At 34.6% G+C, this 25,794-nt stretch carries 22 protein-coding genes; 8 read left to right on the top strand and 14 right to left on the bottom strand.

Annotated features, from left to right (window positions below; all coding sequences use genetic code 11):
• Nucleotides 1–190: 190 nt before the first annotated feature.
• The 4 genes from BMY56_RS00755 to BMY56_RS18555 all read right to left on the bottom strand — a co-directional run bounded on the left by BMY56_RS00755 (nucleotide 191) and on the right by BMY56_RS18555 (nucleotide 4,790).
• Nucleotides 191–832 carry a response regulator transcription factor gene (locus BMY56_RS00755; RefSeq protein ID WP_091618774.1) on the bottom strand — a complete coding sequence of 214 codons (642 nt, stop codon included), beginning with the start codon at nucleotides 830–832 and terminating at the stop codon, nucleotides 191–193.
• 675 nt (nucleotides 833–1,507) lie between these two features.
• On the bottom strand, nucleotides 1,508–3,196 hold the full coding sequence (locus BMY56_RS00750) for a PorP/SprF family type IX secretion system membrane protein (protein ID WP_091618772.1): 1,689 nt from the start codon (nucleotides 3,194–3,196) through the stop codon (nucleotides 1,508–1,510).
• 68 nt (nucleotides 3,197–3,264) lie between these two features.
• Complete coding sequence (locus BMY56_RS00745) at nucleotides 3,265–4,491, bottom strand: TolB family protein (protein ID WP_091618770.1); 1,227 nt, start codon at nucleotides 4,489–4,491, stop codon at nucleotides 3,265–3,267.
• 155 nt (nucleotides 4,492–4,646) lie between these two features.
• A complete protein-coding gene (locus BMY56_RS18555; protein WP_177170895.1) occupies nucleotides 4,647–4,790 on the bottom strand; it encodes a hypothetical protein in 144 nt (47 codons plus the stop codon).
• A gap of 241 nt (nucleotides 4,791–5,031) precedes the next feature.
• Here BMY56_RS18555 and BMY56_RS00740 point away from each other — a divergent pair, with 241 nt between their 5' ends.
• From BMY56_RS00740 to BMY56_RS00730, 3 genes are all read left to right on the top strand, one after another.
• Complete coding sequence (locus BMY56_RS00740) at nucleotides 5,032–5,484, top strand: ferritin-like domain-containing protein (protein WP_091618768.1); 453 nt, start codon at nucleotides 5,032–5,034, stop codon at nucleotides 5,482–5,484.
• Nucleotides 5,485–5,623: 139 nt separating this feature from the next.
• Nucleotides 5,624–6,088 (top strand): (2Fe-2S)-binding protein, encoded by a 465-nt coding sequence (locus BMY56_RS00735; protein ID WP_091618766.1) that lies wholly within the window; start codon nucleotides 5,624–5,626, stop codon nucleotides 6,086–6,088.
• A gap of 51 nt (nucleotides 6,089–6,139) precedes the next feature.
• The gene (locus BMY56_RS00730; RefSeq protein WP_091618764.1) at nucleotides 6,140–8,344 is read left to right on the top strand and encodes a xanthine dehydrogenase family protein molybdopterin-binding subunit; all 2,205 of its coding nucleotides are present in this window, start codon (nucleotides 6,140–6,142) and stop codon (nucleotides 8,342–8,344) included.
• Between the two features lie 370 nt (nucleotides 8,345–8,714).
• Here the strand turns inward: BMY56_RS00730 and BMY56_RS18735 are convergent, their stop codons facing one another.
• The 10 genes from BMY56_RS18735 to BMY56_RS18430 form a co-directional block, all read right to left on the bottom strand.
• Complete coding sequence (locus tag BMY56_RS18735) at nucleotides 8,715–8,819, bottom strand: malate:quinone oxidoreductase (RefSeq protein WP_143057759.1); 105 nt, start codon at nucleotides 8,817–8,819, stop codon at nucleotides 8,715–8,717.
• A gap of 147 nt (nucleotides 8,820–8,966) precedes the next feature.
• Entirely contained in the window at nucleotides 8,967–10,292 is a 1,326-nt protein-coding gene (locus tag BMY56_RS00725) for a DUF3570 domain-containing protein (RefSeq protein WP_091618761.1), read from the bottom strand.
• Between the two features lie 17 nt (nucleotides 10,293–10,309).
• Nucleotides 10,310–10,522 (bottom strand): DUF4266 domain-containing protein, encoded by a 213-nt coding sequence (locus BMY56_RS00720; RefSeq protein ID WP_091618759.1) that lies wholly within the window; start codon nucleotides 10,520–10,522, stop codon nucleotides 10,310–10,312.
• On the bottom strand, nucleotides 10,519–11,499 hold the full coding sequence (locus tag BMY56_RS00715; RefSeq protein WP_245737105.1) for an FAD:protein FMN transferase: 981 nt from the start codon (nucleotides 11,497–11,499) through the stop codon (nucleotides 10,519–10,521). The genes BMY56_RS00720 and BMY56_RS00715 overlap by 4 nt, the downstream gene beginning before the upstream one ends.
• A gap of 1 nt (nucleotide 11,500) precedes the next feature.
• Nucleotides 11,501–11,941: a thioredoxin family protein gene (locus BMY56_RS00710; protein WP_091618755.1), complete on the bottom strand. Its 441-nt coding sequence runs from the start codon at nucleotides 11,939–11,941 to the stop codon at nucleotides 11,501–11,503.
• A 99-nt stretch (nucleotides 11,942–12,040) separates the two neighbouring features.
• On the bottom strand, nucleotides 12,041–13,183 hold the full coding sequence (locus BMY56_RS00705; protein WP_091618753.1) for an efflux RND transporter periplasmic adaptor subunit: 1,143 nt from the start codon (nucleotides 13,181–13,183) through the stop codon (nucleotides 12,041–12,043).
• A gap of 10 nt (nucleotides 13,184–13,193) precedes the next feature.
• A complete protein-coding gene (locus BMY56_RS00700) occupies nucleotides 13,194–17,531 on the bottom strand; it encodes a CusA/CzcA family heavy metal efflux RND transporter (protein WP_091618751.1) in 4,338 nt (1,445 codons plus the stop codon).
• A gap of 77 nt (nucleotides 17,532–17,608) precedes the next feature.
• Nucleotides 17,609–18,007, bottom strand: coding sequence for a hypothetical protein (locus tag BMY56_RS00695; protein ID WP_091619995.1), 399 nt, complete (start codon nucleotides 18,005–18,007; stop codon nucleotides 17,609–17,611).
• Between the two features lie 72 nt (nucleotides 18,008–18,079).
• A complete protein-coding gene (locus BMY56_RS00690; RefSeq protein ID WP_091618749.1) occupies nucleotides 18,080–19,024 on the bottom strand; it encodes a L,D-transpeptidase in 945 nt (314 codons plus the stop codon).
• A 174-nt stretch (nucleotides 19,025–19,198) separates the two neighbouring features.
• The gene (locus BMY56_RS18430; protein WP_143057758.1) at nucleotides 19,199–19,432 is read right to left on the bottom strand and encodes a hypothetical protein; all 234 of its coding nucleotides are present in this window, start codon (nucleotides 19,430–19,432) and stop codon (nucleotides 19,199–19,201) included.
• A gap of 231 nt (nucleotides 19,433–19,663) precedes the next feature.
• Between BMY56_RS18430 and BMY56_RS00685 the strand changes: the two genes are divergently transcribed.
• The 5 genes from BMY56_RS00685 to BMY56_RS00665 all read left to right on the top strand — a co-directional run bounded on the left by BMY56_RS00685 (nucleotide 19,664) and on the right by BMY56_RS00665 (nucleotide 25,744).
• Nucleotides 19,664–20,467, top strand: a complete 804-nt coding sequence (locus BMY56_RS00685; protein ID WP_091618747.1) for an MlaE family ABC transporter permease — start codon at nucleotides 19,664–19,666, stop codon at nucleotides 20,465–20,467.
• Nucleotide 20,468: 1 nt separating this feature from the next.
• Nucleotides 20,469–21,266, top strand: a complete 798-nt coding sequence (locus BMY56_RS00680) for an ABC transporter ATP-binding protein (RefSeq protein WP_091619992.1) — start codon at nucleotides 20,469–20,471, stop codon at nucleotides 21,264–21,266.
• Nucleotides 21,267–21,270: 4 nt separating this feature from the next.
• Complete coding sequence (locus tag BMY56_RS00675) at nucleotides 21,271–22,248, top strand: MlaD family protein (RefSeq protein WP_091618744.1); 978 nt, start codon at nucleotides 21,271–21,273, stop codon at nucleotides 22,246–22,248.
• Between the two features lie 205 nt (nucleotides 22,249–22,453).
• Nucleotides 22,454–24,547 carry a phosphate acetyltransferase gene (pta, locus tag BMY56_RS00670; RefSeq protein ID WP_091618742.1) on the top strand — a complete coding sequence of 698 codons (2,094 nt, stop codon included), beginning with the start codon at nucleotides 22,454–22,456 and terminating at the stop codon, nucleotides 24,545–24,547.
• A gap of 12 nt (nucleotides 24,548–24,559) precedes the next feature.
• Nucleotides 24,560–25,744: an acetate/propionate family kinase gene (locus BMY56_RS00665; protein ID WP_091618740.1), complete on the top strand. Its 1,185-nt coding sequence runs from the start codon at nucleotides 24,560–24,562 to the stop codon at nucleotides 25,742–25,744.
• The last annotated feature ends 50 nt before the right edge of the window (nucleotides 25,745–25,794 follow it).

Raw genomic sequence — 25,794 nt, 5'->3', positions numbered from 1 at the left:
ACTACTATGCGCCCTATTCCTTATTTACTCAACGAAAATTTATAGTAACCTTATAAAATTTAAAATAACTTCTTACTAAGAATACACTCAAATTACTGTAAATCAATATTTTATATGTTAAATATATTATCGATAATTTTCGAAAAGGTTTTCGTAATACCATTTAATTCAGTATTTAAAAATGATTAATCTAATATTCTTCGAGTTGATCTTGCAGCTGTTCAAGTTTAGAAAGCGCTTCGGATTTCGAATTGACATCTAGCTTTAGATAGATATTTTGAATATGAAAATTTACTGCACTTGTGGTTACGAAAAGCTTTTGTGCTATCATCTTATAAGTGGCGCCTTGGCACAAATAATCTACAATCTGATTTTCTCTTTCAGAGAAAAATGCAAAAGTTTTCTTATGAAAATTATGAATGATTTTTTTAACAATATCATTACTCATTGCAGCACCTTCTTTTTCCATACTGCGTAAAGCATGCTCTAATTTATCTAAAGTTAAAGGCTTTGTCAAATAACCATTCGCACCTCTTTTAAAAGCATTTTTAATAATATCGAAATCATTTATTTCACTGAACATTATAATTTTAATGCCCCATTCCTTTTTTCTGAATAATTTAATAGCATCAATACCACTAGTTCCATTTAGTTCTATTTCAGATAAAATAATATGTGGTCTTGTAAAACTAAAATCTTTTATGGCCTCATTAGCAGAAGTGTAACTACCAACTAATTCATAATCTGGTATTTCGTCAAAGTGATTTTTATAAACAGTGTGCAATGATTTATCACTTTCCAATACGATAATTCGAATGATAGAATTTTTCATAATTTCCAAAGTTTGGCGATACCCTTTCCAAAACGGAAGAATATCAAATGTTAGTTTTAAGTATTTTCAAAAAGCTTTTGGCTCTTAGATAACTAAACAAATAGGACAGTATTTATGAGCCAATAAATCAAACTATTGGTTCATTAAAGCATACCAAATGGGGGTACTTTGAAGATTAATCGTTGTAATTAGATTATTCTTTGTCCTTGTCCAGTTATAATTTTTAAATCAAATAGTGGTGGTCGCTAGTGATCTAAATTTAGAATACCGAAACAATCGCTAAACTTTGGAATTAAGAAATTTCGTTTTGTTAAAAAATTAGTAATCTCATTAGAATTAAGATTAAAATTAATACAAAAATGTAGTAGGTAAAATTTTGTCATAATAGTGGGGGGATTTGGGGTTAAACATTCAATTACAATATATTTGGTTCGAGAAATATATATATTAATGCCATATACCCGTCAAAAACATCAGATTTTTCGTTCAAATACAGTTTTTTGCCAAATAAAAAGGTAGTTCATCGATTGTTAACCTTATGTTAAACCGAGAACTACCTTCTTGAAAAAATAAAAAAAAGGAGGGAACCCAGTCATCCCCCCGGATAACGCCCCTCCTTTATAGACAATTCAAATCAACCATAAAATCGTAGAAAATAATGGTTCAATCTTACCCCTATTCTCTACTTATATCATCATCTTCAAAAGTATTCGATGCAGTAGCCGTAGTTTCATTTACTTGCATAATCCATTTCTCTTGATTGTATTTTCCATTTAAATTGGTACTTGCAGCCATTTGTGCATCATTTTTATAATCGTAATCTGCTAAATACACATAGTATAAACCATTTTCTTTATTGTAGAATTGTTTTGGATCTAACCCTTTTTCCTTAAGGTCTTTCATAAAAGCATTTAAATATTTTGTATTGCTATATACATTAGCTATTACATAATAACCAGAATTCATATCTATTACATCAGAATCTACTAGCATTTTAACCGGTAATTCTTTAAAATTATCTCTTCGTGAAGATGATGATGAAGATGCAAAAGCATTTGCCTGATCTGATTTAAATTTTATATCATTAGATACATACGATGAGTTCTCTTCTACACTAAAATCTTGTAATGAACTTTTTATCGTGGTATCAATATCGTTACGCAGCATTCTAACGATTAGCTCGAAACGTTCTTCAAAAGCAGCAATTCTCTCACTCTCTATGGAGTCTTGACGAAGAATTAATTCGTCTAAAATAATTTTGTTCTCGTAAGCCAAATCATTATCAGCTACATCAATGTGTTTTCTTTTTTGATTTGATTTTCTCGCATTATCACGTTCTTCTATCAAATGAGCTATTTGCTCCTCATAGTTTCTTACAATATTGTCTATTTGATTATCTGATGAATTGTCTGCTACTGTAATATTTAAATCATCATCTTTAAATTTATATGCCAAAGTTATTTCATGGTTCCATCCTAAGTTAGCCTCATTACTAGACAAATCCTTTTCCATTAAATAACCCAATGACATTTTTTCACTTAAGTTAAAGCCTATACCAGCAGCTACTCCATATTCTTCATCTACTGTCGTTTGTAGCCATCCATAGTTTGGCAAGTCTAATAATAAAGACCCAAAATAGTATAAGCTACCATCTAAGTTTTGACCCACTTGTGCCATTGGCATTAATCGGGCATCTTCAAAAAGACCTCTAGAATTTTCGAACGAATGAGTATACTGCACCGATGCTTTCACACTTTTTGTAGATAAATCGGTTAAAAATTCATTTGTCGTTTGGTTATATTTTAAAAGGTCTTCAGCGTAAAAACCAAAATCAAATTTCCCTAAAGAAAGATTAATACCCGGTTGTACAGCAATTTTACTTTCCTTTCTAGCATCTGCAATTTCTGGGTCATCTTCACTCGTTATAATTCTATTTTTATCTAAGCCTTGATTGAAATACGTAATGTTCGTACCAAAGGTTAAAACAGATTTTGCACCTAAACGCACCGAAGAAGCATAATTGGCATTAAATCCAAATTCTTGCACAACACCAGACCATTGACTATAAACTCCTATACCTACAGCTGTATGGTCATTTAATTTATTACTAAAGCCTAAAAAGTAGTTTTGACTATTGTCATCGAACGTAGCATATTGATTTCTATGTAATATGTTCAAATACGATTTGTTTTCGCGCACCAATGAAAAAGTAGGATTGATGAAAAAACGATTGAAGAATAATTGATTGTGGTAGGTACTACTAGAACCTAAATTAGTATTGGTTTCTTGGCCATTAACAGTTTGGACAAGGGCCAATAAAAGTAATGCAATAATTAAACTATTGATTTTTAACGGACTTTCCATAACGATTGAATTTTATGATTAGTAAACGATTGTCTTTTACTTATTGGGGGATAATGAATAATGGGTGGTTATTCATCTTCAAAAACAGAACTTGAATACTGCGTATGTCTTTCACTATTGAATGCTTCTAAAAAGCGGTCATCCCTATTTTTATCATTAATAGGCTTATCATTTAAATTAAATGCAACATTTTGGGCACTCTTACCCTTCGCCATTCTATTAGACACTACATAGCCAGACCCATTACTTTGTAAAAGGTTTACCGAGTATTCATCAAAAGAACTATTAATGGTATTTCCCATATTTACTGCAAGGCCAACTTTTCTCTGACCTACTTCTACCATAAATACATCTAGGCCACCAAAACCTTCTCTACCTTCGGAAGCAAAAACAAGTGTACCATTGGATATAGGGTTTGGGTGTAAGTCATTTTTGGCTGTGTTTACTTTTTCACCAAGATTCTTAGCCGTACCTAATGATCCGTTTTTTTGAATAGTAGCGACATAAATATCGTATTCACCGAATGTCCCAGGCATGTTTGAAGCAAAGAATAGTCGGCTACCATCTGGAGAAACTGCTGGGTGTTTTGCCGAGTAATCACCAGGGCAAATAGGAAGCTCAGTAATTTTCTTCCATTCGCCAGCTACCTTATCAGCCTTATAAATTTTATGTACTTCTTTTCTTTTCGAAAAAATACCTGTTACAGGTTTACGGTAAGTAGTTTTACTGAAATATGCCGTGTTACCACCATTTGTAAGTGCTACTGGCTGAGAATATTCACCCGTTGTATTAGACGGACTTTTAAGATTCGAAGCTAATTCATCATTAGTTTCTTCTTTCTCCCAAGGCAAAAATTTACTCCTATTGTTCGACGTGATACGATTAGGTATAACCGTTTGCGTCATTTTATAGTCGTCCTTGACCAACATGGTCCAGTTTTCATCAGCAATTTCGTTTTGAACTTGCTTACCTAGTTTTGTTACGGCATGGTCAAATCTTTTTTGATAACTCTTGGTTAAAGACCCATCTTCTGAAATTTCCATTAATTTACCATACCAGTACAATGCGTTTTCATACTTCTTAGTTAAAAAATTAGCATTGCCTAAGTCTTCGAAAATCTCCTTATCGGCATAGCCAAGAGATTTTAACTTCTTGTAATTTTCTGCTCGTTTTGTTACTTCGGTAATTTTCCTCTCTTGAAAATTTGTAGAGGAATGATTGAAGGCCAAATCTTGGCCGTAGCCCATGGTCGCCATACAGGCAAACAAAAGGGTGCATTTTAATGAATTGTTCATGTTACTAGATTTTGGGGATTAATACCACAAAGTTCTAATAACCGATTCGATCTGTTATTAATAAAAATTCATAGGTTTTACATCAATGTGTAAACTAACTTATTGAAAATGATTCCTAAACAACTAAAAACCAGCATTTAACAAAAACAGATAGCTTATTTAGCTACCTGTTTATTTTTTCTTTTATCAGAAATATAAGTATATCCTAAATATGCGAGTTGCAAACCAACTGCAACCATTTTCAATTTTCGACTTCTTACTATCAGCTTCGCTACCCCAAATAGTGGTGATAATCCCATAATATTTTGGTTTTTAAATTTATATCAAAATACTAGTTAACCACTTGTAAGTTTAACTCAATCCGATGAAAATGTAAACGAAAACCTAGATAATCATTAAGCGTAATAAATTATATAAAATAACATCAATACAGCAAAAGTCCTACTCATTATAGTCAACCATACTTATGAAATAAACTTAACTTACAGTTATCACTATTATTTAACCGTAGACATAAGTGTCTACATAAAATTTAATACTATGAACAAGGATATAGAGAAAATAGAACACAGACTAAAAGATTTAGTAAGTAAAAATGAAGATGCTATCAAAGGTTTTGAACAGGCTTCAAAAAATTCTGAACAAATAGGCATTAAGAATTATTTTGAAAAGAAAGTTATTGAAAGAATGCAATTTTTAAGAGAACTTAGAGCTTCCGTGCCAGATTTAGATTTAGGTAGTGTAGCTATTGATGGAAGCGCTGCTGGTGCCGTACATAGAACATGGATGGATGTAAAAGCATTTTTTGCAGGAGATAATGACGAGGCAATGTTAGAGGAAGCTGTAAGAGGAGATAAATCTGCCATCGAAGATTATGACAAAGCCTTAACAGAAACGATGATGCCATCAAGATTAAAAAAAATTATTAGAGCCCAACGTGAGAAACTGCACAATGATTTACAAACAACTGAAATCTTAGAGGATTATAAATAGTATAACCTTATGGATTAAAAAGCCCTTGCAATGTAAGGGCTTTTTTCTTTGCTTAATCTATAAAAATTTATGAAAAACTCACTTAATAAGTATAAAATTTTACCTAACTTCAAGGGACTCAATTTAATATCAAAAACTAATGGCGAATTTCAGTTTAAAAGTTAATGGAAAAACAGAGCAGATAGACGTAGATCCAACCACACCAATGCTTTGGGTACTAAGAGACCATTTAAAATTAGTAGGAACAAAGTTTGGTTGCGGTATTGCACAATGTGGTGCGTGTACCGTACATCTTGGCGATAATGCCGTTCGGTCTTGTCAATTGCCAGTATCGGCAGTAGGCGAACAATCAATAACCACAATTGAAGGGTTATCTGAAAACGGAGATCATCCTGTTCAAAAAGCTTGGATAGAAGAAGATGTATACCAGTGTGGTTATTGTCAAGCAGGTCAAATAATGAATGCAAGCGCGTTTTTAAAGAAAAATCCTAATCCATCAGATGTGGAAATTGAAGATGCTATGAACGGTAATATCTGTCGTTGTGGCACATATACGCGAATTAAGAAAGCGATTAAAAACGCCGCTAATTCTTCAAATGCGTAAAACATGTAGCCCACAATTTTGGGATTTTAACCTTTATTAAAAAACAAACAGATGACACTCATAAAAACAACATATAATAGACGTTCCTTTATAAAAAGCTCCGCCCTAGCCGGTGGGGGCATGGTAATAGGTTTTAGTTGGCTAGCTTCTTGTAATCCAACCCCGGAACAAGTAAATAATATGCCTAAAGAATGGTTTGATATAAATGGCTTCCTTAAAATAGGTGATAATGGCATGGTAACTATCATGTCACCAAATCCAGAAATTGGCCAGAATGTTAAAACATCCATGCCTATGATCGTGGCAGAGGAATTAGATACAGATTGGGATAATGTGATAGTAGAGCAAGCCCCTTTAAATACTGATATTTTTCAAAGACAACTCGCTGGTGGTAGCCAATCTATTCGTGCCGGTTGGCAAGGTTTACGTATGGCTGGGGCAACTGCTAGGCATATGTTGATTGCCGCTGCTGCAGAGGCATGGCAAGTTCCTGCATCAGAAATAACTACAGCTGCTGGTACCATAACCCATAAGGCTTCAAATAAATCTGCCGGTTATGGTGAAATGGCATCTTCGGCAGCTACCATGACAGTACCTGAAGAAGTATCCCTAAAAGATATAAAAGATTTCGTAATTATAGGAACGGATAGAAGAAACGTAGACGGACCAAATCTGGTTACCGGAAAATCTTTATTCGGAATTGATATTCAAGAGGAAGGTATGTTGATTGCCATGATAATTCATCCGCCTGCTTTTGGTTTGACTTATAAGTCAATGGATGCTGACTCTGTTAAATCAATGCCAGGCATAAAAGATGTTTTTCCTATTGATGTGTACCCTGAAGGTGTTGAAAAACAATGGTCAGATGGTGGTGCTATAGATAAATTAGTGGCTATTGTCGGTGAGAGTACTTGGCAATGCATGCAAGCTAAAAAAGCATTGAATGTTGAATGGGAAAAAACTTCTACGTTAGAAAGTACAGAGGGTCATAATGAGGCTATAACAAAATTACTAAATACTTCTTCTAAAGAACCAGCTCGTAAAGATGGTGATGTAGCCAGTGCATTCAAAAAATCAGCACAAATTATAGAGCGCACATACAGTGCTCCATTTTTAGCCCATAATACTATGGAACCTATGAACTTTTACGCCGACGTGACTGGTGAAAGAGCTATTTTGAACGGTCCCGTTCAAACTCCTGAGTTTCTAGAAAAAACCCTTGCATCTAGATTAGATTTGCCTTTAGAAAAAATTGATATTAAAATGACCCGAATGGGCGGTGGTTTTGGTAGACGACTTTATGGAACATTTGGGGTAGAAGCAGCTGTTATTTCACAAAAAATGCAAGCCCCAATAAAATTGGTGTATACTCGTGAAGATGATATGACGCAGGGTACATACCGTCCAACCTATAAAGTGAAATACAAGGCCGGTTTAGACAAAGACGGTAATTTAATTGCTTGGCATGTTAAAGGTGCCGGTTCAAACGATGATCTAATTTTTGAAAATAGATTCCCTGCCGGTGCGGTAGACAATTATTTGGCGGAAAAATTCACTTTAGAAACGAATGTTACTACCGGCGCATGGCGTGCACCACGATCTAACTTTATAGCGGGTGCCGAACAAGCCTTTTTAGATGAAGTTGCAGAAGCGGCTGGTAAAGACCCTATAGAATTTAGACTTGAACTATTTGATAGGGCAATAAAAGACCCTGTAGGCGATCCAAAGAATAATGATTACGACCCAGAACGTTACGCAGGAGTTCTTAAATTGGTAAGAGAAAAATCTGGTTGGGATGGAAATCAAAAAAATGGTACAGCTAGAGGTGTTTCATCATACTATTGCCATAATTCTTATGTTGCACAAATACTAGATCTTTCGACCGATGTATCACCACCTAAAGTGAATAAGGTATGGTGTGCTGTTGATTGTGGAATTGTGATTAACCCTATGGCAGCAAAAAATCAAATTGAAGGGGGTATTATTGATGGTATTGGTCATGCAACTTATAGTGAAATGACCTTTGAAGATGGTAAACCTCAACATTCTAATTTTGATACCTATCGATTAATACGACATAAAGAAGCACCGAAGGAAATAGAAAGCTTTTTTGTAGATAATGGTATAGACCCTACAGGATTGGGAGAACCATCTCTTCCTCCAGTTATAGGTGCATTAGCAAATGCACTATATAGGGCAACAGGACAAAGACATTACAATCAACCATTTATTACAGAGAAATCTGTAATAGGATAACGCGCTTATGCTATTGTAAAACGAAAGCGCCGGAAAATTTCTTCCGGCGCTTTCAATTTTATAACGGTATATTTAAATCTTAAACTTTAGCACCGCCCTAAAATAGCTTCTAGAATCATTATCAATAGTGAACAGAGTATTATTACTTCCATCTTTAAGCTTGTTACTAAGACTAAAATTATACGCCGCACGCAAATCTAATTGCAAATGATCCGTGAAATGGTACTCATACTGCAGACCTCCATTGATTAATGAGATATTTATAATCTCTTTATTTTCAGTTACATGGGCTAAATGACCTGTTCCTGCATTGTTACAAGCGGTAGAACTTTACTGTGCCACTTTATCTAATCGTTCAACGATCAGCACATTAAGATCTGGCTTTATCTATTTTTACCAGCAATGCTAAAGTGGCACTCATGATACCTACACCTACACCTACACAAATAAGGTAATACTCCTTTCTCAGTTCCATTATACTCAAATTTAAATGCTGCTAAATATATTTGAAAACACCCCAAATAAATCATTACTCTCCAATGATTTTATTTTTTCAAAACGTTTTGAAACATTAAAAATCAGGTCAATTAACCTGCTTGTATTAAATTTTAATGTTCAATTCTTAGTCCATAACGAACTTAAAGCCTGCTGTTATGATACTTGAACTAAAAGTTGTATCTCTATCATATTTATAAAACTTTAAGTCAATACTTTTAAGCCCTAGTTTCCAGATATGTGCCTTTGTGAAAATATCGGTGTAGGAAACTCCCATCCCTAATTGATTTGCTGTATACTCAGATAAATCATAATCAGAAGTGTAGAATGTATCGGTTGATAAGGCTTCTTCATAGCCATTGAAATAATCTGCAGCTGTCTGCCGATAATATCTATAGGAGGGATATATAGTAAACTTATCAGATAATTTAATAGGAACCTCTATACTTGCCGTGTGCGAATTTATACCCCAGTCGTCGTAATAATACCGATAGAATGTTCGTACTACAAATGTTTCATTAATATACCAGTTCAATCGACCACCTGCTGCCACCTTAAATCGGCTATCTGGTAATTGTTCTATAGCATCTGCCAATTGAAAATTCTCAATAAAAGAATCTGCTACATCAGCAAAATATACCCGTTGAAACGGAGTAGACAATAGTCCTTGTTGTTGAACAAAATCTAAGGCCAAAGAACCTTGCACGTTTTTACTCAATATCTGCGAAAAACCAAATCCTAGAGAATAGGAATTTCTTGATTCATCAGAAAATTTATCGAAAATTGGGCTGTAGTTAGCATTTCCAGTTATTGTTTTATTTGAAAAGAAGCCGTTAGCTAAACCATTGGCACCACTTGCAAAAGGTCTTAACTCCGATGGGTATATCGAATTCCACTTGTCTAAATATACGTTGGCATTCACACTTATCTCCGTATTTTTCTCATTGTACAATTTGGTTAAACCTCCACCAAAACCTAAGGAGAAATAATCATATTCAGATGAAACAGATAGTTTACCTGAAACAATGGTATTTCTATCATTAGAACTATGGCTATACGAACCCGTTAAATTTGCCCAAGTATCTGAACTTGATGCACCAGAACTAGCTACGAAAGGGTCGGCAGGCTGACCACCATCAAATGGGCCAACATTACTTGACGACGCAGAAGTATACGCAGATACACCCGCATCAATCGTTAAAACATCATCATCGTTCAACGGAATAGAAACTATAAAAGTTCCAGTAACATCTGTTAGTTCTTCTGTACCTAGGCCTCCACTCACTGCTGCATTATCTCCATCTTGCGAATAATAACTCGTAAGAAAATCTACCTCGGTCGTCTCTAATACACGCTTTTTATAGGTACTAACAGAATCTTGACTTTGTTGCGCATAACTAGCAACAAAAAAGAATGTAAATACAATAAAGCCTGTTGTTTTAAATATATTCATTTTAAGTTATCCCTTTATTAATTACAGCCGCAACCACCACCTGTTTTACCTCCATTTGCACCTACAGCCGCTTCCCTATACGAATGCATTGTAGTTAGGTTACGGTCTGCCTTTTTATCTTGCAAAACCATATCTGGATCGTTAATGTTTATTTTCTCGTATTCCTTCAAAACTGTACAACTACTAAATGAACCAGCTATCAAGGCAAAAATTAAAATCTTCTTCATCATGATTTCTCTATTTCAATATTCTTCGATATGGTAATTTGTCCTTTATCGTCAATTATTATACACTCTACTTGAGGTAATTGCTCAATTCTATTTAAGCCTACTTCTATGCCCATTACAAAAATAGAGGTTGCCAAGGCATCTGCCAATTCAGCTTTTGGAGCAAATACGGTAACACTTATGATACCGGTAGCAGGATACCCAGTACGCGGGTCGATGATATGTGTATATCGTACATCATTGAACGTTACATATTTTTCATAATTTCCAGAAGTAACCACCGCTCCATTATTTATGGGTAGTAGCGCGAATACTTTGTTCTTATCCATAGGGTTGGTAATAGCAACCTTCCATTCAGAACCGTCGGGTTGTTTACCCCAGGTATTCATATCTCCAGAGGCATTTATAATACCTGCCACTACACCTTTAGAAATCAACAGATTTTTGGCTTTATCGGCTGCATAGCCTTTGCCGATAGCACCAAATCCAATTTTCATTCCTTTAAGTTTCAAAAAAACAGTATTATTTTCTTTATCTAGAATTATATTACGGTACCCTACTTTTGACACAGAAGCTTTTATAGAATCTGTTGAAGGCATCTCGGTCATAGAACCGTCAAACTTCCAAATCTTGTCCATCGAGGCGTAGCTTATATCAAAAGCACCATCGGTCAGTTTAGAAATACCTATTCCTCGCTGTATTAAATCGAATAGTTCGCTATCAACCTTTACGGGTTTTATACCTGCGTTTCTATTGATTTCAGATGTTTGTGATTTTGGATCCCACGAAGATATTAGCTGTTCAATTCTTGTTATCTCATTGATAGCCAAATCAATGTATTTATTTGCTTCAACAGGATCTTTAGCTACGACCGTAATATCAAAACGACTACCCATTAATTTTAGGGTACGTTTATAAGGCTCTTGGGCAAAGAGTATACCAACAGAAAAGAAAGTCAATATGAATAATACGTTCTTCACACTATTTTATGAATGAATTCATTTCATTTATGTATTCTTTCGGAGTGAGCTTTTTATAACTCGTTTCCCCATAAACCTCACCATCACTATTCATAACAACCACGAAAGGAAAAATACCATTTCTATTATATTTTTCCGCTAAAGCTTTGTTCTTATCCGTTTGTTCAGGAGATAATGCATTATTTTTTCTTCGAGGAAAATCTGCCTGCAACATTACATAATGATTTTTTGCATACGTCTTAAATTCATCTGTAGACCAAACTTCCCTATCGAGTTTAATGCAAGGTGCACACCAATCTGAACCCTGAAACACTAAAACAATCGGAAAGTCTTTTGATTTCGCTACTTTCTTTGCGGAACTTAAATCGGTTTGCCATTCTTGTGCAAAAGATGAAACCATTCCTGCTACTATAAATAATACTAACAATATATACTTTTTCATATCTTTTATTAAATAGACTTAATTTAAGTCAATTATTATACCATTACCTTTCTTTTTAGAACACATTATTTTCTTAAAATTAAAGATTCATTATTCAACTTACTCTCCTATCAGGCTAAACGCACCTTTCGTCAAAAATTGTGCTCCTTCCTTAAAAGTTGTTGTTTTATCTAAAGCAGTCATATTCTGATAACTACCTAGGGTTTTTACCGCCATCTGTTTAAAATAATAGGTATTGTCCTTTGTTTCATCTAAAAGAAGTACATACGATTGGTCATCAATAACTCCGATAGCATCTGTAGGCACTGACATTTGAGTTGAGGAATCGATAATAATATCAGCCTCAACAAACATTCCTGTCAGAAAATTATTAGCCTCTTCATTTTCTAAATGAGCATGCACCTTAATTGTTCTGTTTTCGCCAATAGAGGTACCAACCAAATGTACTTCTGCCTTGTAAATCTCTGTAGAAGCTTCGGGAATTCTAAATTCTACCTCTTGCCCTTTTTTTACTTTCATGATGTCCTTTTCAAACACCGATAATTCTAAATGAATATGGTCATTGTTAATTATCTCCATAATTGAAAAAGAAGGTGAAACAAATGTTCCTCTTGTAACATTAACCTCTGTTATGCTGCCATCAATAGGTGCATAAATAGATACCACAGAACTTATAACACCTTTTTCAACTTGTTCTGTTGATATATTCAACATGCCCAATTGCTTTCTCAGCCCATTATATTTTGCTACCGCTGTTTTGTAATCACTCTCGGCTTTTAGAAAATTTTTCTGCGAAGATATATTTTCGGCAACCATTGTTTGCTGACGATCAAACTCTGACTTCAAATAGCTTAATTGTCCATTTACCTCCATATATTCTTGCTGTAAAGCCACAAACTCCGGATTTTCTATAGTAACCAATAATTGACCTTTTCGAACTTTATCGCCAATTAACAAAGGAGTAGTTTTAATATAACCACCCATCGTGGCACTAACTACCGCCCTATTCTCTGGCGGTACATCTATCATACCTGATGCGGTTACCATTATAGGGAATTCACTTTCTTTAATTAACCCTAAACTCATGTTATTTTGCACAAATTGTTCTTGCGTAACTTGAATACGTTCATCACTATTAGTTTGAGAAGCACCGCTTTCTATTGATTGCTTTTCTTTATCCCCACAACTAGAAAGTATGGTGAAGATGAAAAAAATTACTATTTTATATATGTTTTTTTGCATGTTGCAGTATTTATAATGTTAAGAAATTAATGTCTGTTGCGGTTTCATTGTACTCTTTCAACTTGTTTAGATATCCTAATTTTATGTCATAGGCACTCTCTAAACTTTGTATGTATTGATAGAAATCAATTTCACCATTTTTAAAACTAATTTGAGCTGTTTTCAATATTTCATCTGCTAGCTCTGTCCCTTCGTTCTCATAATAATTCAATGAATTTTGAATCTGTGCTATCTGTTGTAGCAACACTTCTTGCTTTGACTTTATTTGAACCTTAAAAGCTATAGACTCGGTAACGGCTCTTTCTTTAGCAATTTTAGAAGCTTTAATTCTAGAAGCTTGTCCGCTGAACAGCAAGGGAATTTTTAAACCTAATTGATATCCTAAAAGATTATTGTTCAATTCTGAATTTGTTCCTTGAAAATACGCTAAACTGATATCGGGCAGTAATTGTTGTTTTTCTAAATTACTTTCTGCAGCCATTAATTGCATGTTATTTTCATAATATTCAATCTCAGGAGTAGTATCGATATTTATATCCTTTAAATCGATTTTGAGATTCAGTTCTTCGACTAGAACCAAACTATCTTCTACCTGTATTATTCGCATTAAATTAGCATATGCCATTGATACATGTTGAATGGCTTGCTGATAATCTAAGTTGATTTTTCGCTGTTTTGAAGCTGCCGTAATTTTCTCCAAATAATTGGTTTCTCCCAGTTCGAATTTCCTTGCAGCTACAGTTGAAAAATCAGCGTACAAACTATCTAACCTTTTATACACCCTAACTTTTTCACGTGCAATTTGATAGTCATAATACCCTACCGTAACTTCCTTTGTTATAGCCTTGCTTTGAATATCATACTCACTCTGTACCAAATTATTCTTAACCTTATTCACTCTCTTTTCAGAAAAATAGGCTGTTGGAAAACGAAAATCTTGCTGAACACCAAATACTTTTAACGGTACATTGTTTATGGCAAGATTATTTTCATCATATTCATAATATACATGGGTTTTATTGAAATTAAAGGCACTATTAATCAACGACTTAGATTCGTCCACTTTTAATCTACCTGCTTTTAGGCCCAAGTTGTTTTCAATAGCCAACGGTATCAATTGACCAAGGTTTTGGCTGCTCGATTCTTGTGCCGAAACTCCCACAGAGATAAGAAGGGCTATAAACGTAATACCTTTTTTTATTGATGTTTTAGACAACGATTTTGCCGAATTATCATGGCTTTCAAAGATGGAATATAGAACAGGCAAAACCACCAATGTTAATATGGTCGCTGTAAACAAACCTCCTATTACCACTGTTGCCAAAGGTCGTTGTACTTCTGCCCCTGCATTTGTAGATATGGCCATGGGTAAAAAACCAAGTGCCGCTGCAGATGCCGTTAATAATACCGCTCGTAAACGATCCTTAGTCCCCTGCTTTATCAACTCTTCCAAACTGTCAAACTGATGATTTTTCAATTCTTTAAAATGCTCTATTAAAACAATACCATTTAATACGGCAATACCAAAGAGCGCTATGAAACCTACCCCTGCAGAAATACTGAACGGTAAACCTCTTAGCCATAATAAGAGTACACCACCAACTGCTGCCAATGGAATAGCAGAATAGATCATAAGCGCCTCTTTTACAGATTTGAAAGCAAAATATAACAGTATAAAAATGAGTACTAATGCAATAGGCACGGCTATTAAAAGTCTGTCTCTAGCACTTTGTAGATTTTCAAATTGACCGCCATAGGTAATGGTATATCCGGTGGGTAACTTTACATTTTCATTAATCAGTTTTTGAACATCATCTACTACTGATTGTAAATCGCGGTTACGCACATTTACTCCCACTACCGTTCGTCTCTTCGTATCATCTCTAGATATTTTTGCAGCACCTTTTTTAAAAGTAATATCTGCCACTTCACTTAATGGTACCTTACCACCAATTGGCAGGTCTACATATAAATTTTTGAGGTCATCGATATCTTGTCTCTTAGACTTGTCTAGGCGAACTACAAGGTCGAAACGCTTTTCCCCCTCAAAAACACTACCTGCGGTTTTACCAGCAAAACTCATGGATACCATATCATTCAATTCTTGAATGTTCAAGCCGAATCGGGCGATTTTAGCACGATCATAATTAACGCTCATTTCAGGTAAACCGGCAATTTTTTCAACACTAATATCTGCCGCTCCTTCCACATTCTTTATCAATGCACCGATTTCGTTGCCTTTTTTAGCAAGCACATCCAAATCAGGACCAAAAATCTTAATGGCAATATCTGCCCGCACACCAGTAATCAGCTCATTGAATCGCATTTCTATGGGCTGGGTAAACTCTACTTCCATACCCGGTATTACAGCTAATGCCTCTTTAAACTTATCTGCCAACTCATCTTTGGAAGCAGCACTTGTCCATTCATCTTTTGGGGCAAGTTTGATAATAACATCACTCTCTTCCATAGACATAGGATCAGTCGGCACTTCGGCAGCACCAATTCTAGTAACTACCTGCTGTACCTCAGGAAAATTCTTCAAAAGTATTTTTTCTATTTCAGTGGTTATTTCTACGGTCTTGCTTAACGAAGTTCCTGTTTTTAAAACCGGCTGTATCACAAAATCACCCTCATCTAAGGTTGGAACAAACTCCCCGCCCATCGATGTATAAAGGAAAATAGAACATAAAAGTAAAATTGATGCTGTGCCCAATACCAGCTTTTTACTTTTTAATGCCCAATGTATAATAGGTTCATATTTATTGTTTAACCATTTCATTAAACGAACCGAAATATTTTTATCAGACTCTTTCGATGGTTTTAAAAAAATTGAAGCAGCAACTGGTACATATGTAAAACACAATATCATTGCCCCGATTAAAGCAAAACTAAAAGTCAACGCCATGGGCTTAAACATTTTTCCTTCTACTCCACTTAATGACAGAATAGGTATAAAAACGATTAAAATAATTAGCTGCCCAAAAATGGCAGAATTCATCATTTTAGAAGCTCCATTAAATGTAATTTCATCTTTAAGATTTTGCATTTCTAATCTACCTAAACTATTTAGAGCTTGCTGTTTTCTAGTTATTTCAAAAGCAATGAACTCTACAATAATTACCGCACCATCAATGATAATCCCGAAATCTATAGCTCCTAAGCTCATTAAATTTGCGTCTACTCCGAAAATATACATCAACGATAAAGCAAAAAGTAAACACAACGGAATTACCGAAGCTACTACCAAACCTGATCTAAAATTACCTAACAGTAATACAACCACGAAAATAACAATCAAACATCCTAAAACTAAATTTTCGGTAACCGTGAAAGTCGTTTTAGCAATAAGTTCACTTCGTTCTAAAAACGGATTAATATAGACACCTTTAGGTAATGATTTCGAAATTTCGGCAACACGTTCTTTGACCGCTTCTATAACTTTTTTAGAGTTCGCATCTTTTAGCATCATTACCTGACCTAAGACTTTTTCACCTTCCCCATTACCAGTTATTGCTCCAAAACGAATGGCACTTCCGAAATCAACCGTAGCAATATCATTTATATAAATAGGGACGCCGTCTTCATTTTTTACAACGATATTTCGAATATCCTCAAGCGATGAAACCAATCCTTCTCCACGAATAAAGAAAGCTTGATTCACCTTTTCTATATAGCCGCCACCAGAAACACTATTATTACTTTCCAATGCCTTAAACACATCGCTAGCAGTGATGTTCATGGCATTAAGCTTCTGCGTATTTATGGCAACCTCATATTGCTTTAAAAATCCGCCCCAAGTGTTGACCTCAACCACACCGGGTATACCAGACAATTGTCGTTTAACGATCCAATCTTGAATGGTTCTTAAATCTGTTGTAGTATACTCTTCTTTATACTCAGGTTCAACTTCAAGCACATATTGATAAATTTCTCCCAAACCTGTGGTAATCGGTCCCATTTGTGGAGTACCAAATCCTGCAGGGATTTTTTCGGAAGCCGATGCAATTTTCTCCGAAATGAGTTGTCTTGGTAAATATGTTCCTAAATCATCGTCAAAAACTATGGTGACTACCGATAAGCCAAACTTTGATACTGAACGAATTTCCTTGACCCCTGGCAAGTTTGCCATTTCTAACTCTACAGGATAGGTTATAAACTGCTCCATATCTTGCGTAGAAAGATTACGTGACGTCGTAATTACCTGCACTTGGTTATTCGTCACATCTGGTACCGCCCCAATTGGAATCTGTGAAAGAGAATACAAACCGTAGCCAACAATAAATACGGTAAATAATAGAATAATAAGCTTATTCTTTAAACTAAAATTAATGATATGTGATAGCATATTTTCATATAAATCAATGTTAAACGCCCTACTTCATTTTTATGAAATAGAACTTAAAAAATTAAAAATCGATTGTATTATGAAATGCGGGGTGGCTGTAAAATACCCTCTGTATGTATTGAAGAGGTCGGTGCCTGATAGTGAAAATTTAAAACTTTAAAATCCACTATTTCAAATTGATTTAATTCCGTTTTAAAAGGATTTATAACCATATCAGCTACCGAAGTAATTGAACTACTATGATTAAAAGGTAATTTTTCATGATCTTTCTTTTCCTCTTGATGGTCTCGTTGATGCTCTAATTTTAAGTCACCATAATGCTTGGAAAGAAAAACAATAATATTATCGCCATATTGAGCTTTGTGAAACTCTGCATGTTCAATTAATTCATCTAACTGAATTATATCATCATAGTGCACACCAAAACTCTGTAGCATGATTAATGAAGATAATAATATGGAAAATAGTTTGTTCACTTCAATAAAATTAAATAAAATTATCAATACGACCTATTTAAACTATTATCATAAACACAATTCATATTCATTCTAATCGATTAAATTATAAACATCTCTAAGTACGGAAATCACCTTACCTTCATCATAAGTTTCTAAATCATATCTTATTCTTAGCTTAGTGCCTAATGGTGCATAATAATAAATCATCCAAGCATCAGCTTCCCCTACTCCAATACAACCATTAGAATAAGCCTTTCCTAATGTATTAGGATTTGTTGTTGGGTGTATCATTTGACCATTTCTAACATTATTAATTTCAGTTTCTATCCAAGGAATTTGAGGCATCATTGTCGTTTTACCATCATCTCTTCTAGTTACATAAAAACGTTTTCCATCCACAGGATTATAAAAATCTGGATGCTTTACATGTTTCACAATACTACCTATTCCTGTTTTTGTTCTTAAGTCAGTTACTCGGTCTCCAAATTTTAAATATCGCTCCCTATACTGCCCTACTCTAACTGGAAAATTATATAACAATATCGAATCTTGAAAAATCCTTAATTTATATTCCGGAATATTAATGTCTAATTCTGTATTGAAAAAATTGTCAAGCAACTTACAGGCACTTAGAGAATCTGGAATATTTAATTGGCTTCCTTTTGGAAGTATAATCATTTGCCTTTGATCATAAACAAATGAATCACGAGCCATCATTCTATAATAATCAGTATTTGCCAATGTATCTATAATCCAAGAATTATTTCGAACCAATAGATGCTCAGTTAATTCATATGGTACAAGTGAATCATACTTACTTACTATAGAATCCATAAATTCAAAATACTTTCCAATCCTAATATTCTTAGTCACCATTAATTGATTTTGACTTGTCACCTCTTTAATGGTTGGTGTAGCAATTATAATCTTGGCTTGTTCTTTTTCTAAGCTTGAAGGATTACTGAAATTGCATGAAATAAAAAGAAAGAATGTGACAATAATAGATAAGTAATGGAAGCGTGTCTTTTTAATCATATATTATTTCATTTTACACATAAACATTTTATATAAATTTCGATTTCCTGGCTAAACATGTTCTTATTTTTTACACTAATAAACTAAACTTCAAATAGAAATATTTTCACTTAACTATCTATATTATAATGGTATAAATGTAATTTGCCGCTCTATAGAAAAGAATGACCTTGGTCATGTTCTTTTAGGTGTGGTTTCTCCAAACCACCATTTCTTTTTCAATAAGCCCAAATCTTTTACAGCATGTTCTTTAAGATGCCGCTCCATTTCATACACAGAATCGGTCAAGAACAATAAATTCATATCTTCTTTAGAAATACTTTTCCTTTCGCTCATAACCCTTAAATGAACATACAGTTCTTTATGATATTCCTTACTGAAAGGCACGAGCAGAAAGTAATGAATCATTTTAGTTTTTATTAAGGCTAATGCCTCTAATCGGCTTAGGGGTCCATCTAAAAAATCATGTTCCTCGCTTAGATAAAAAAAATAAATTCCTTTTTAATTGGTCTTGCAATTCATATTTATTTGTTCAACCATAAAAATAAACTTTACCTCATCCTGTAAAAATGACAATTCTCATAATACTGTCATGATATTGGTCATTTTTAAAGTAGTAGTTTCAATTTACTTTTGAGCATGGCCGATAGCACAAAAACTGTATTTGCAAAATCGAAATTGGTGGGGCGAATAAAACAATTCTTCATACAGATTGGAGAGCTGTCTTATTTTGCTGGACGCTTTTTTAAAGAAATCTTTACAGCTCCTTTCGAGTTCAAGGAGCTCTTACGCCAATGTTATCAAATGGGTAACCGGTCATTGGTACTTGTTTGTATGACAGGTTTTATTATCGGTTTGGTACTTACATTGCAATCGAGACCTACGATGATTCAATTTGGGGCCGTATCAATGATGCCCAATATGGTTGGCATTTCTATTGTCAGAGAAATAGGGCCGGTCATTACTGCCTTAATATGTGCTGGTCGTATTGCCTCTGGCATTGGCGCCGAGTTAGGTTCGATGAAAGTTACCGAACAAATTGACGCGATGGAAGTTTCAGGTACCAACCCATTTAAATATTTAGTTGTAACCCGAATTTTGGCCACAACTTTAATGATTCCGATTTTAGTAGTCTTTGGAGACTTGATTGCACTTTTTGGTTCTGCCTTAGTTGAAAATTTAAAAGGGCAAGTATCTTTTCAACTCTATTTCAATACGGTTTTTGATGCACTGAGTTTTGGAGATTTGGTTCCCGCCACCATAAAATCATTCTTTTTTGGATTTGTAATCGGATTAGTTGGATGTTTTAAAGGCTTTAACAGTAAAAAGGGAACTGCCGGCGTTGGCATAGCTGCCAATACTGCTGTGGTCATGGCATCACTATTGTTATTTGTTGTAGATTTTATAGCCGTCTTTATATCCGACATTTTCTATGAATTATAATATGGAAAAAGATACGACCAACATACAGGCCAAAGGTTTTAAAAAATCAAAAAACGGTACAGAGCGAAAAGCAGTTATCCGTATTAAAAATGTCATAAAAAGTTTTGGTGACAACCATGTGCTGAACGGTTTTAACATGGTACTTTATGAAGGTGAAAACCTAGTGGTCATGGGCAAATCAGGTTCTGGAAAATCTGTGATGATAAAATGCCTGGTAGGTTTAATGGCGCCCGATAGTGGTTACATAGAGGTGATGGGAAAAGAAATATCCACTTTGAATAGACAAACTTTGGATGAGCTACGTTCGGAAATTGGTTTCCTTTTTCAAGGTAGCGCCTTATACGATTCAATGACTGTTCGGGAGAATCTGGAATTTCCGATGCGGAGACACAAAGAGAAACTGGGTTTTGTTCAAGATACTACTCCACTTGTAATGGAAGCTCTCGAAAATGTAGGTTTGGCACATACTATAGATTTAATGCCCGAAGAACTCTCAGGAGGCATGAAAAGAAGGGTCGCTCTGGCGCGAACACTCATCTTGAAACCAAAAATAATCTTATACGATGAACCAACTAGCGGACTTGATCCAATTACAGCGAAAGAAATTATTGAATTGATGCGGAGCATTCAAAGGAAATATGGAACCAGTTCCTTAATCATTACACATGATGTAGACTGTGCACGAGTAATTTCGGAACGTATGATTCTTTTAGTAGATGGCATAAATTATGCAGAAGGCACCTACGCAGAGTTATCGGCATCAAGAGACCCAAAAGTAGAAGCATTCTTTAAAAAATAATATCATGGCTAAAACAAAATTGGAACATTTAAGATTAGGTATTTTCGTGATACTAGGTATTATCTTGCTACTCTTTGCCGCATACCTTATAGGTAACCGACAAAATATGTTCAGTAAAACTTTTGAGATAAGTGCCGTTTTCAAAAATGCAACAGGCCTTCAAAATGGAAATAATGTTCGATTTTCTGGAATTAATGTGGGTACAGTAAATAGCGTTGAAATGATAAATGATACTACGATTCGGGTACGCATGATCATACAAGATGAAATGCGGAACCATATTAAAAAAAATGCTATTGCCAGTATTGGCACTAACGGGTTGGTCGGTAGTATGCTCATCAACATTGTTCCCGGTTCAGGAAAAGGTTCGCTCATTACTCCGGGAGATGAATTACAATCTTCAAACAAAATAGGTACACAAGATATGATGAGCACCTTGAATGTGACCAATGAAAATGCCGCTTTATTAACGGCAGATCTGCTAAAGGTTACCCAAGCCCTTAACCAAGGTAAGGGAACACTAGGCAGATTACTCAATGATACAGTCATGTCGAATGACTTGCAGAAAACTATTCTAAATCTTAAGAACGCAAGTAACAGTGCAAATGTCACTATGATTGAAATGAACAAAATGGTAGAGCAATTGGATTTTGAAGAAAGTGCTGCCGGTGTTTTATTAAGCGATACTATATCTGGAGGGAAAATAAAAAATGTTATTGAACATTTAGAAACAACATCTATTGAAATAGAAAAAATGGCGCAAAACCTTAATTCAATAATTGGTGGAATAAATGAAGGGAATGGTGCTATTAACTATCTTACCAAAGACTCTATATTTGTCAACCAACTAGAACGAAGTATTGAAAATATAGAACAAGGTACTGAGCGATTTAATGAAAACATGGAAGCTTTAAAGCATAACTTTTTAACAAGGGGTTATTTTAGAAAGTTAGAAAAAAAGGAAAAGAAAAATTCGAATTAATACATAAGGCTATAGCACCAATTAGATTCAAGAGATTATTCCTGATTTTAGTATTACAAAAACGAAAAAAAATGATATAAATGATCAGATTCCTTTTCCTTGATTAATAATCTTACATATAAAGCTTTTATGTCTGTATTTGGTAAAGTGACCCTTTATCGCCAAAGAATCCTATAAATTTGTTAAACACAAACACTCCTTACACGTGAGCAAAGCTATTTATATCGTTACTACTGAGCCCAACAGTGGAAAATCTATTGTTGCATTGGGCCTAATGCACCTTTTATTGGGTAAAACTGCCAAAGTAGGCTATTTCAGACCTATTATAGATGATGTTCCTAATGGCAAAATAGATAACCATATCGATACGGTTTTGAGCTACTTTAATGTTGACATGAAGTCAGAAGAAGCCTATGCCTATACAAGAGGCCAGGTGGTGCAATTAAAAAATAAAGATAAAGACGATGAAATCGTTGGTCATATCATTCATAAATTCAAAACTATTGAAAATCGTTTCGATTTTGTACTAGTAGAAGGCACCGATTTCTCTGGAGAGGGTGCAATTATAGAGTGGGATATTAACGTACTTATTGCTAAAAATTTAGGTATTCCTGCCATTATTCTGGCAAGCGGAAAAAATAAGTCCTTAGAGGAACTTTTAGGCAACCTTTACATGGCTTATGATTCATTTATGGAAAAGGGTGTTGAAGTCTTATCAATTATAGCAAATAAAGTACAACCAGAAAATTTAGATTTAGTAACAAACGGACTAAAGGAAAAACTACCCGATAACATTTTGGTCGGAGCCATTCCCATTAACTATACATTAGGCAGCCCAACAGTAAAAGAAATTGCCCAAGAGCTAGATGCCAAAATTCTATTTGGCTTAAACTATATTAATAATCAAGTGGGTGGTTTTAGTGTTGGCGCCATGCAATTACGAAATTACCTAACACACTTAAAAAAAGATAGTTTAGTAATTACACCAGGGGATCGAGCAGATATAATTTTGGGCGCGCTACAAGCCAACATTTCTACCAATTACCCTAATCTTTCAGGTATTGTTCTAACTGGCGGACTTATTCCTGAAGAGTCTATTATTAAATTAATAGAAGGTCTTTCAGATATTATTCCTATTCTTTCGGTAGCTGGGGGCACTTATTCTGTGACCAATAAAATTGGTACTATAAGACCACGAATTTACGCCGATAACAAAGAGAAAATAATCACCTCAATTCAGGAATTTGACAAATACATTCCAACAAAAGAATTAGCTGAAAGGTTAATCACATTTAAAGCAAAAGGTATTACACCTAGAATGTTTCAGTATAATTTGCTTCAAAAAGCAAAGTCTACCAAAAAACATATTGTTTTACCTGAAGGGTTAGATGATCGAATACTCTTGGCTACTAAAAAATTAATAGATGCTGATGCGGTCACCATTACCTTGTTAGGGAATAAAGAACAGATAAAATCAAAAATTGCAGAATTAGATATCGATTTAGACCTTAATAAAATCAATATTATTGACCCAACCAAATCCGACCAATTTATTGAATATGCTACTACATTGTATGAATTACGAAAGCATAAAAATGTGAATTTAGCAATGGCCCAGGATTTAATGGAAGATGTTTCTTATTATGGCACTATGATGGTATACAAAGGCCATGCAGACGGAATGGTTTCAGGAGCTGTACACACAACACAACATACCATACGGCCTGCTCTACAATTTATTAAAACTAGACCTGATGTCTCTATTGTATCTTCAATTTTCTTTATGTGTTTACCAAATAGAGTCACCGTTTTTGGAGATTGTGCTATCAATCCAAACCCTACAGCAGAACAATTGTCTGAAATAGCTATATCCTCAGCAGCAACAAGTGCTGCTTTTGGCATTGAGCCAAAAATTGCTATGCTTTCTTATTCCTCTGGCGCCTCTGGTGTGGGTGAAGATGTCGATAGAGTACGAAAGGCTACCGAAATCATAAAGGAGAAAAGACCTGACCTTAAAGTAGAGGGGCCTATTCAATATGATGCAGCGGTTGATGCCAAAGTCGGACTCAGTAAATTACCAGATTCTGAAGTTGCCGGCCAAGCAAGTGTATTTATATTTCCAGATTTGAATACTGGTAATAACACCTACAAGGCTGTTCAAAGAGAAACAGGTGCTTTGGCAATCGGACCAATGCTACAAGGTCTTAATAAACCAGTAAACGACTTAAGTCGTGGCTGTACTGTAGACGATATTTTCAATACCGTAATTATAACCGCAATTCAAGCGCAGGGTCTTTAAAAAACTATTTTCATGAACATATTAATTATCAATTCTGGTAGTTCTTCCATAAAATATCAACTTTTAGAAATGCCTTCCGCCCAAGTTATTTGTACTGGAATGATAGAACGAATAGGTAGTACCAAATCTATTTCAACATTTAAATCCAAAGATTATAGAATCGAGAATATCTCCAAAATAACAAATCACAAAGAAGGAATAGAAAGAATAACAGCACTACTACTTGATTCTGAAAAGGGGGTTCTTTACAGTACTGAAGAAGTTGATGCCATTGGGCATCGAGTGGTACATGGTGGCAGCGAATTCACTGAAACTACTTTAATTGACAATGAGGTTAAGAATAAAATTAAACTATTCTCACCTTTAGCACCTTTACACAATCCTGCAAATCTGGTAGGAATCGAAATGGCCGAAAAAATATTTAATTCTGCAAAACAAATAGCTGTTTTTGATACTGCCTTTCACGGCACGGTACCTGTGAAAGCAAAAAAATATGCCATACCTAACGAATTTTATAACGAAAAAGGAATTCAGGGGTATGGGTTTCATGGCACAAGTCATAAATATGTTTCTGAAATAGCGACGGAATATTTGGAAAAGCAAAATGCCAAACTGATTTCTATTCATTTGGGTAATGGTTGTAGCATTACAGCAATTAAGGATGGAAAAAGTATAGATCATAGTATGGGTTTTGCTCCATCAAATGGACTTGTAATGGGTACACGAAGTGGCGATATTGACCACGCTATTATTTTTTATATGGTGAATACTTTAGGCTATAGTTTAGACGAGGTAAATGAACTCTTGAATAAAAAGAGTGGTATGCTTGGTCTTACCGGTTTTAACGATTTACGGGATATTGAAAGCGAAGCTAGTAAAGGAAATACCAGCTGTATTTTAGCTTTAGAAATGAACGCCTATCGAATTAAAAAATATATTGGTGCATATATCGCAGCTTTGAACGGATTAGATGCAATCATTTTCACAGCGGGTATTGGAGAAAACTCTAGTCTTATGCGCCAATTAGTTTGCAAGGATATGGACTATTTTAATATTCATTTAGATGATGCTAAAAATGATTTAAGGTCATCGACTATTCGAGAGGTGAACTCTTTAGATTCTAAGGTCAAAATATTGGTAATACCTACGAATGAAGAATTAGAAATTGCAAAACAAGTGTTCAACTTATTAACCTAATTAAAGTATACATTATCTTCTAATCTTAATGCTTCTATATAATTCACATA

This window comes from Maribacter orientalis, assembly GCF_900109345.1.
Classification (GTDB): domain Bacteria; phylum Bacteroidota; class Bacteroidia; order Flavobacteriales; family Flavobacteriaceae; genus Maribacter; species Maribacter orientalis.
This window is presented reverse-complemented; position numbering and strand designations above follow the sequence as displayed.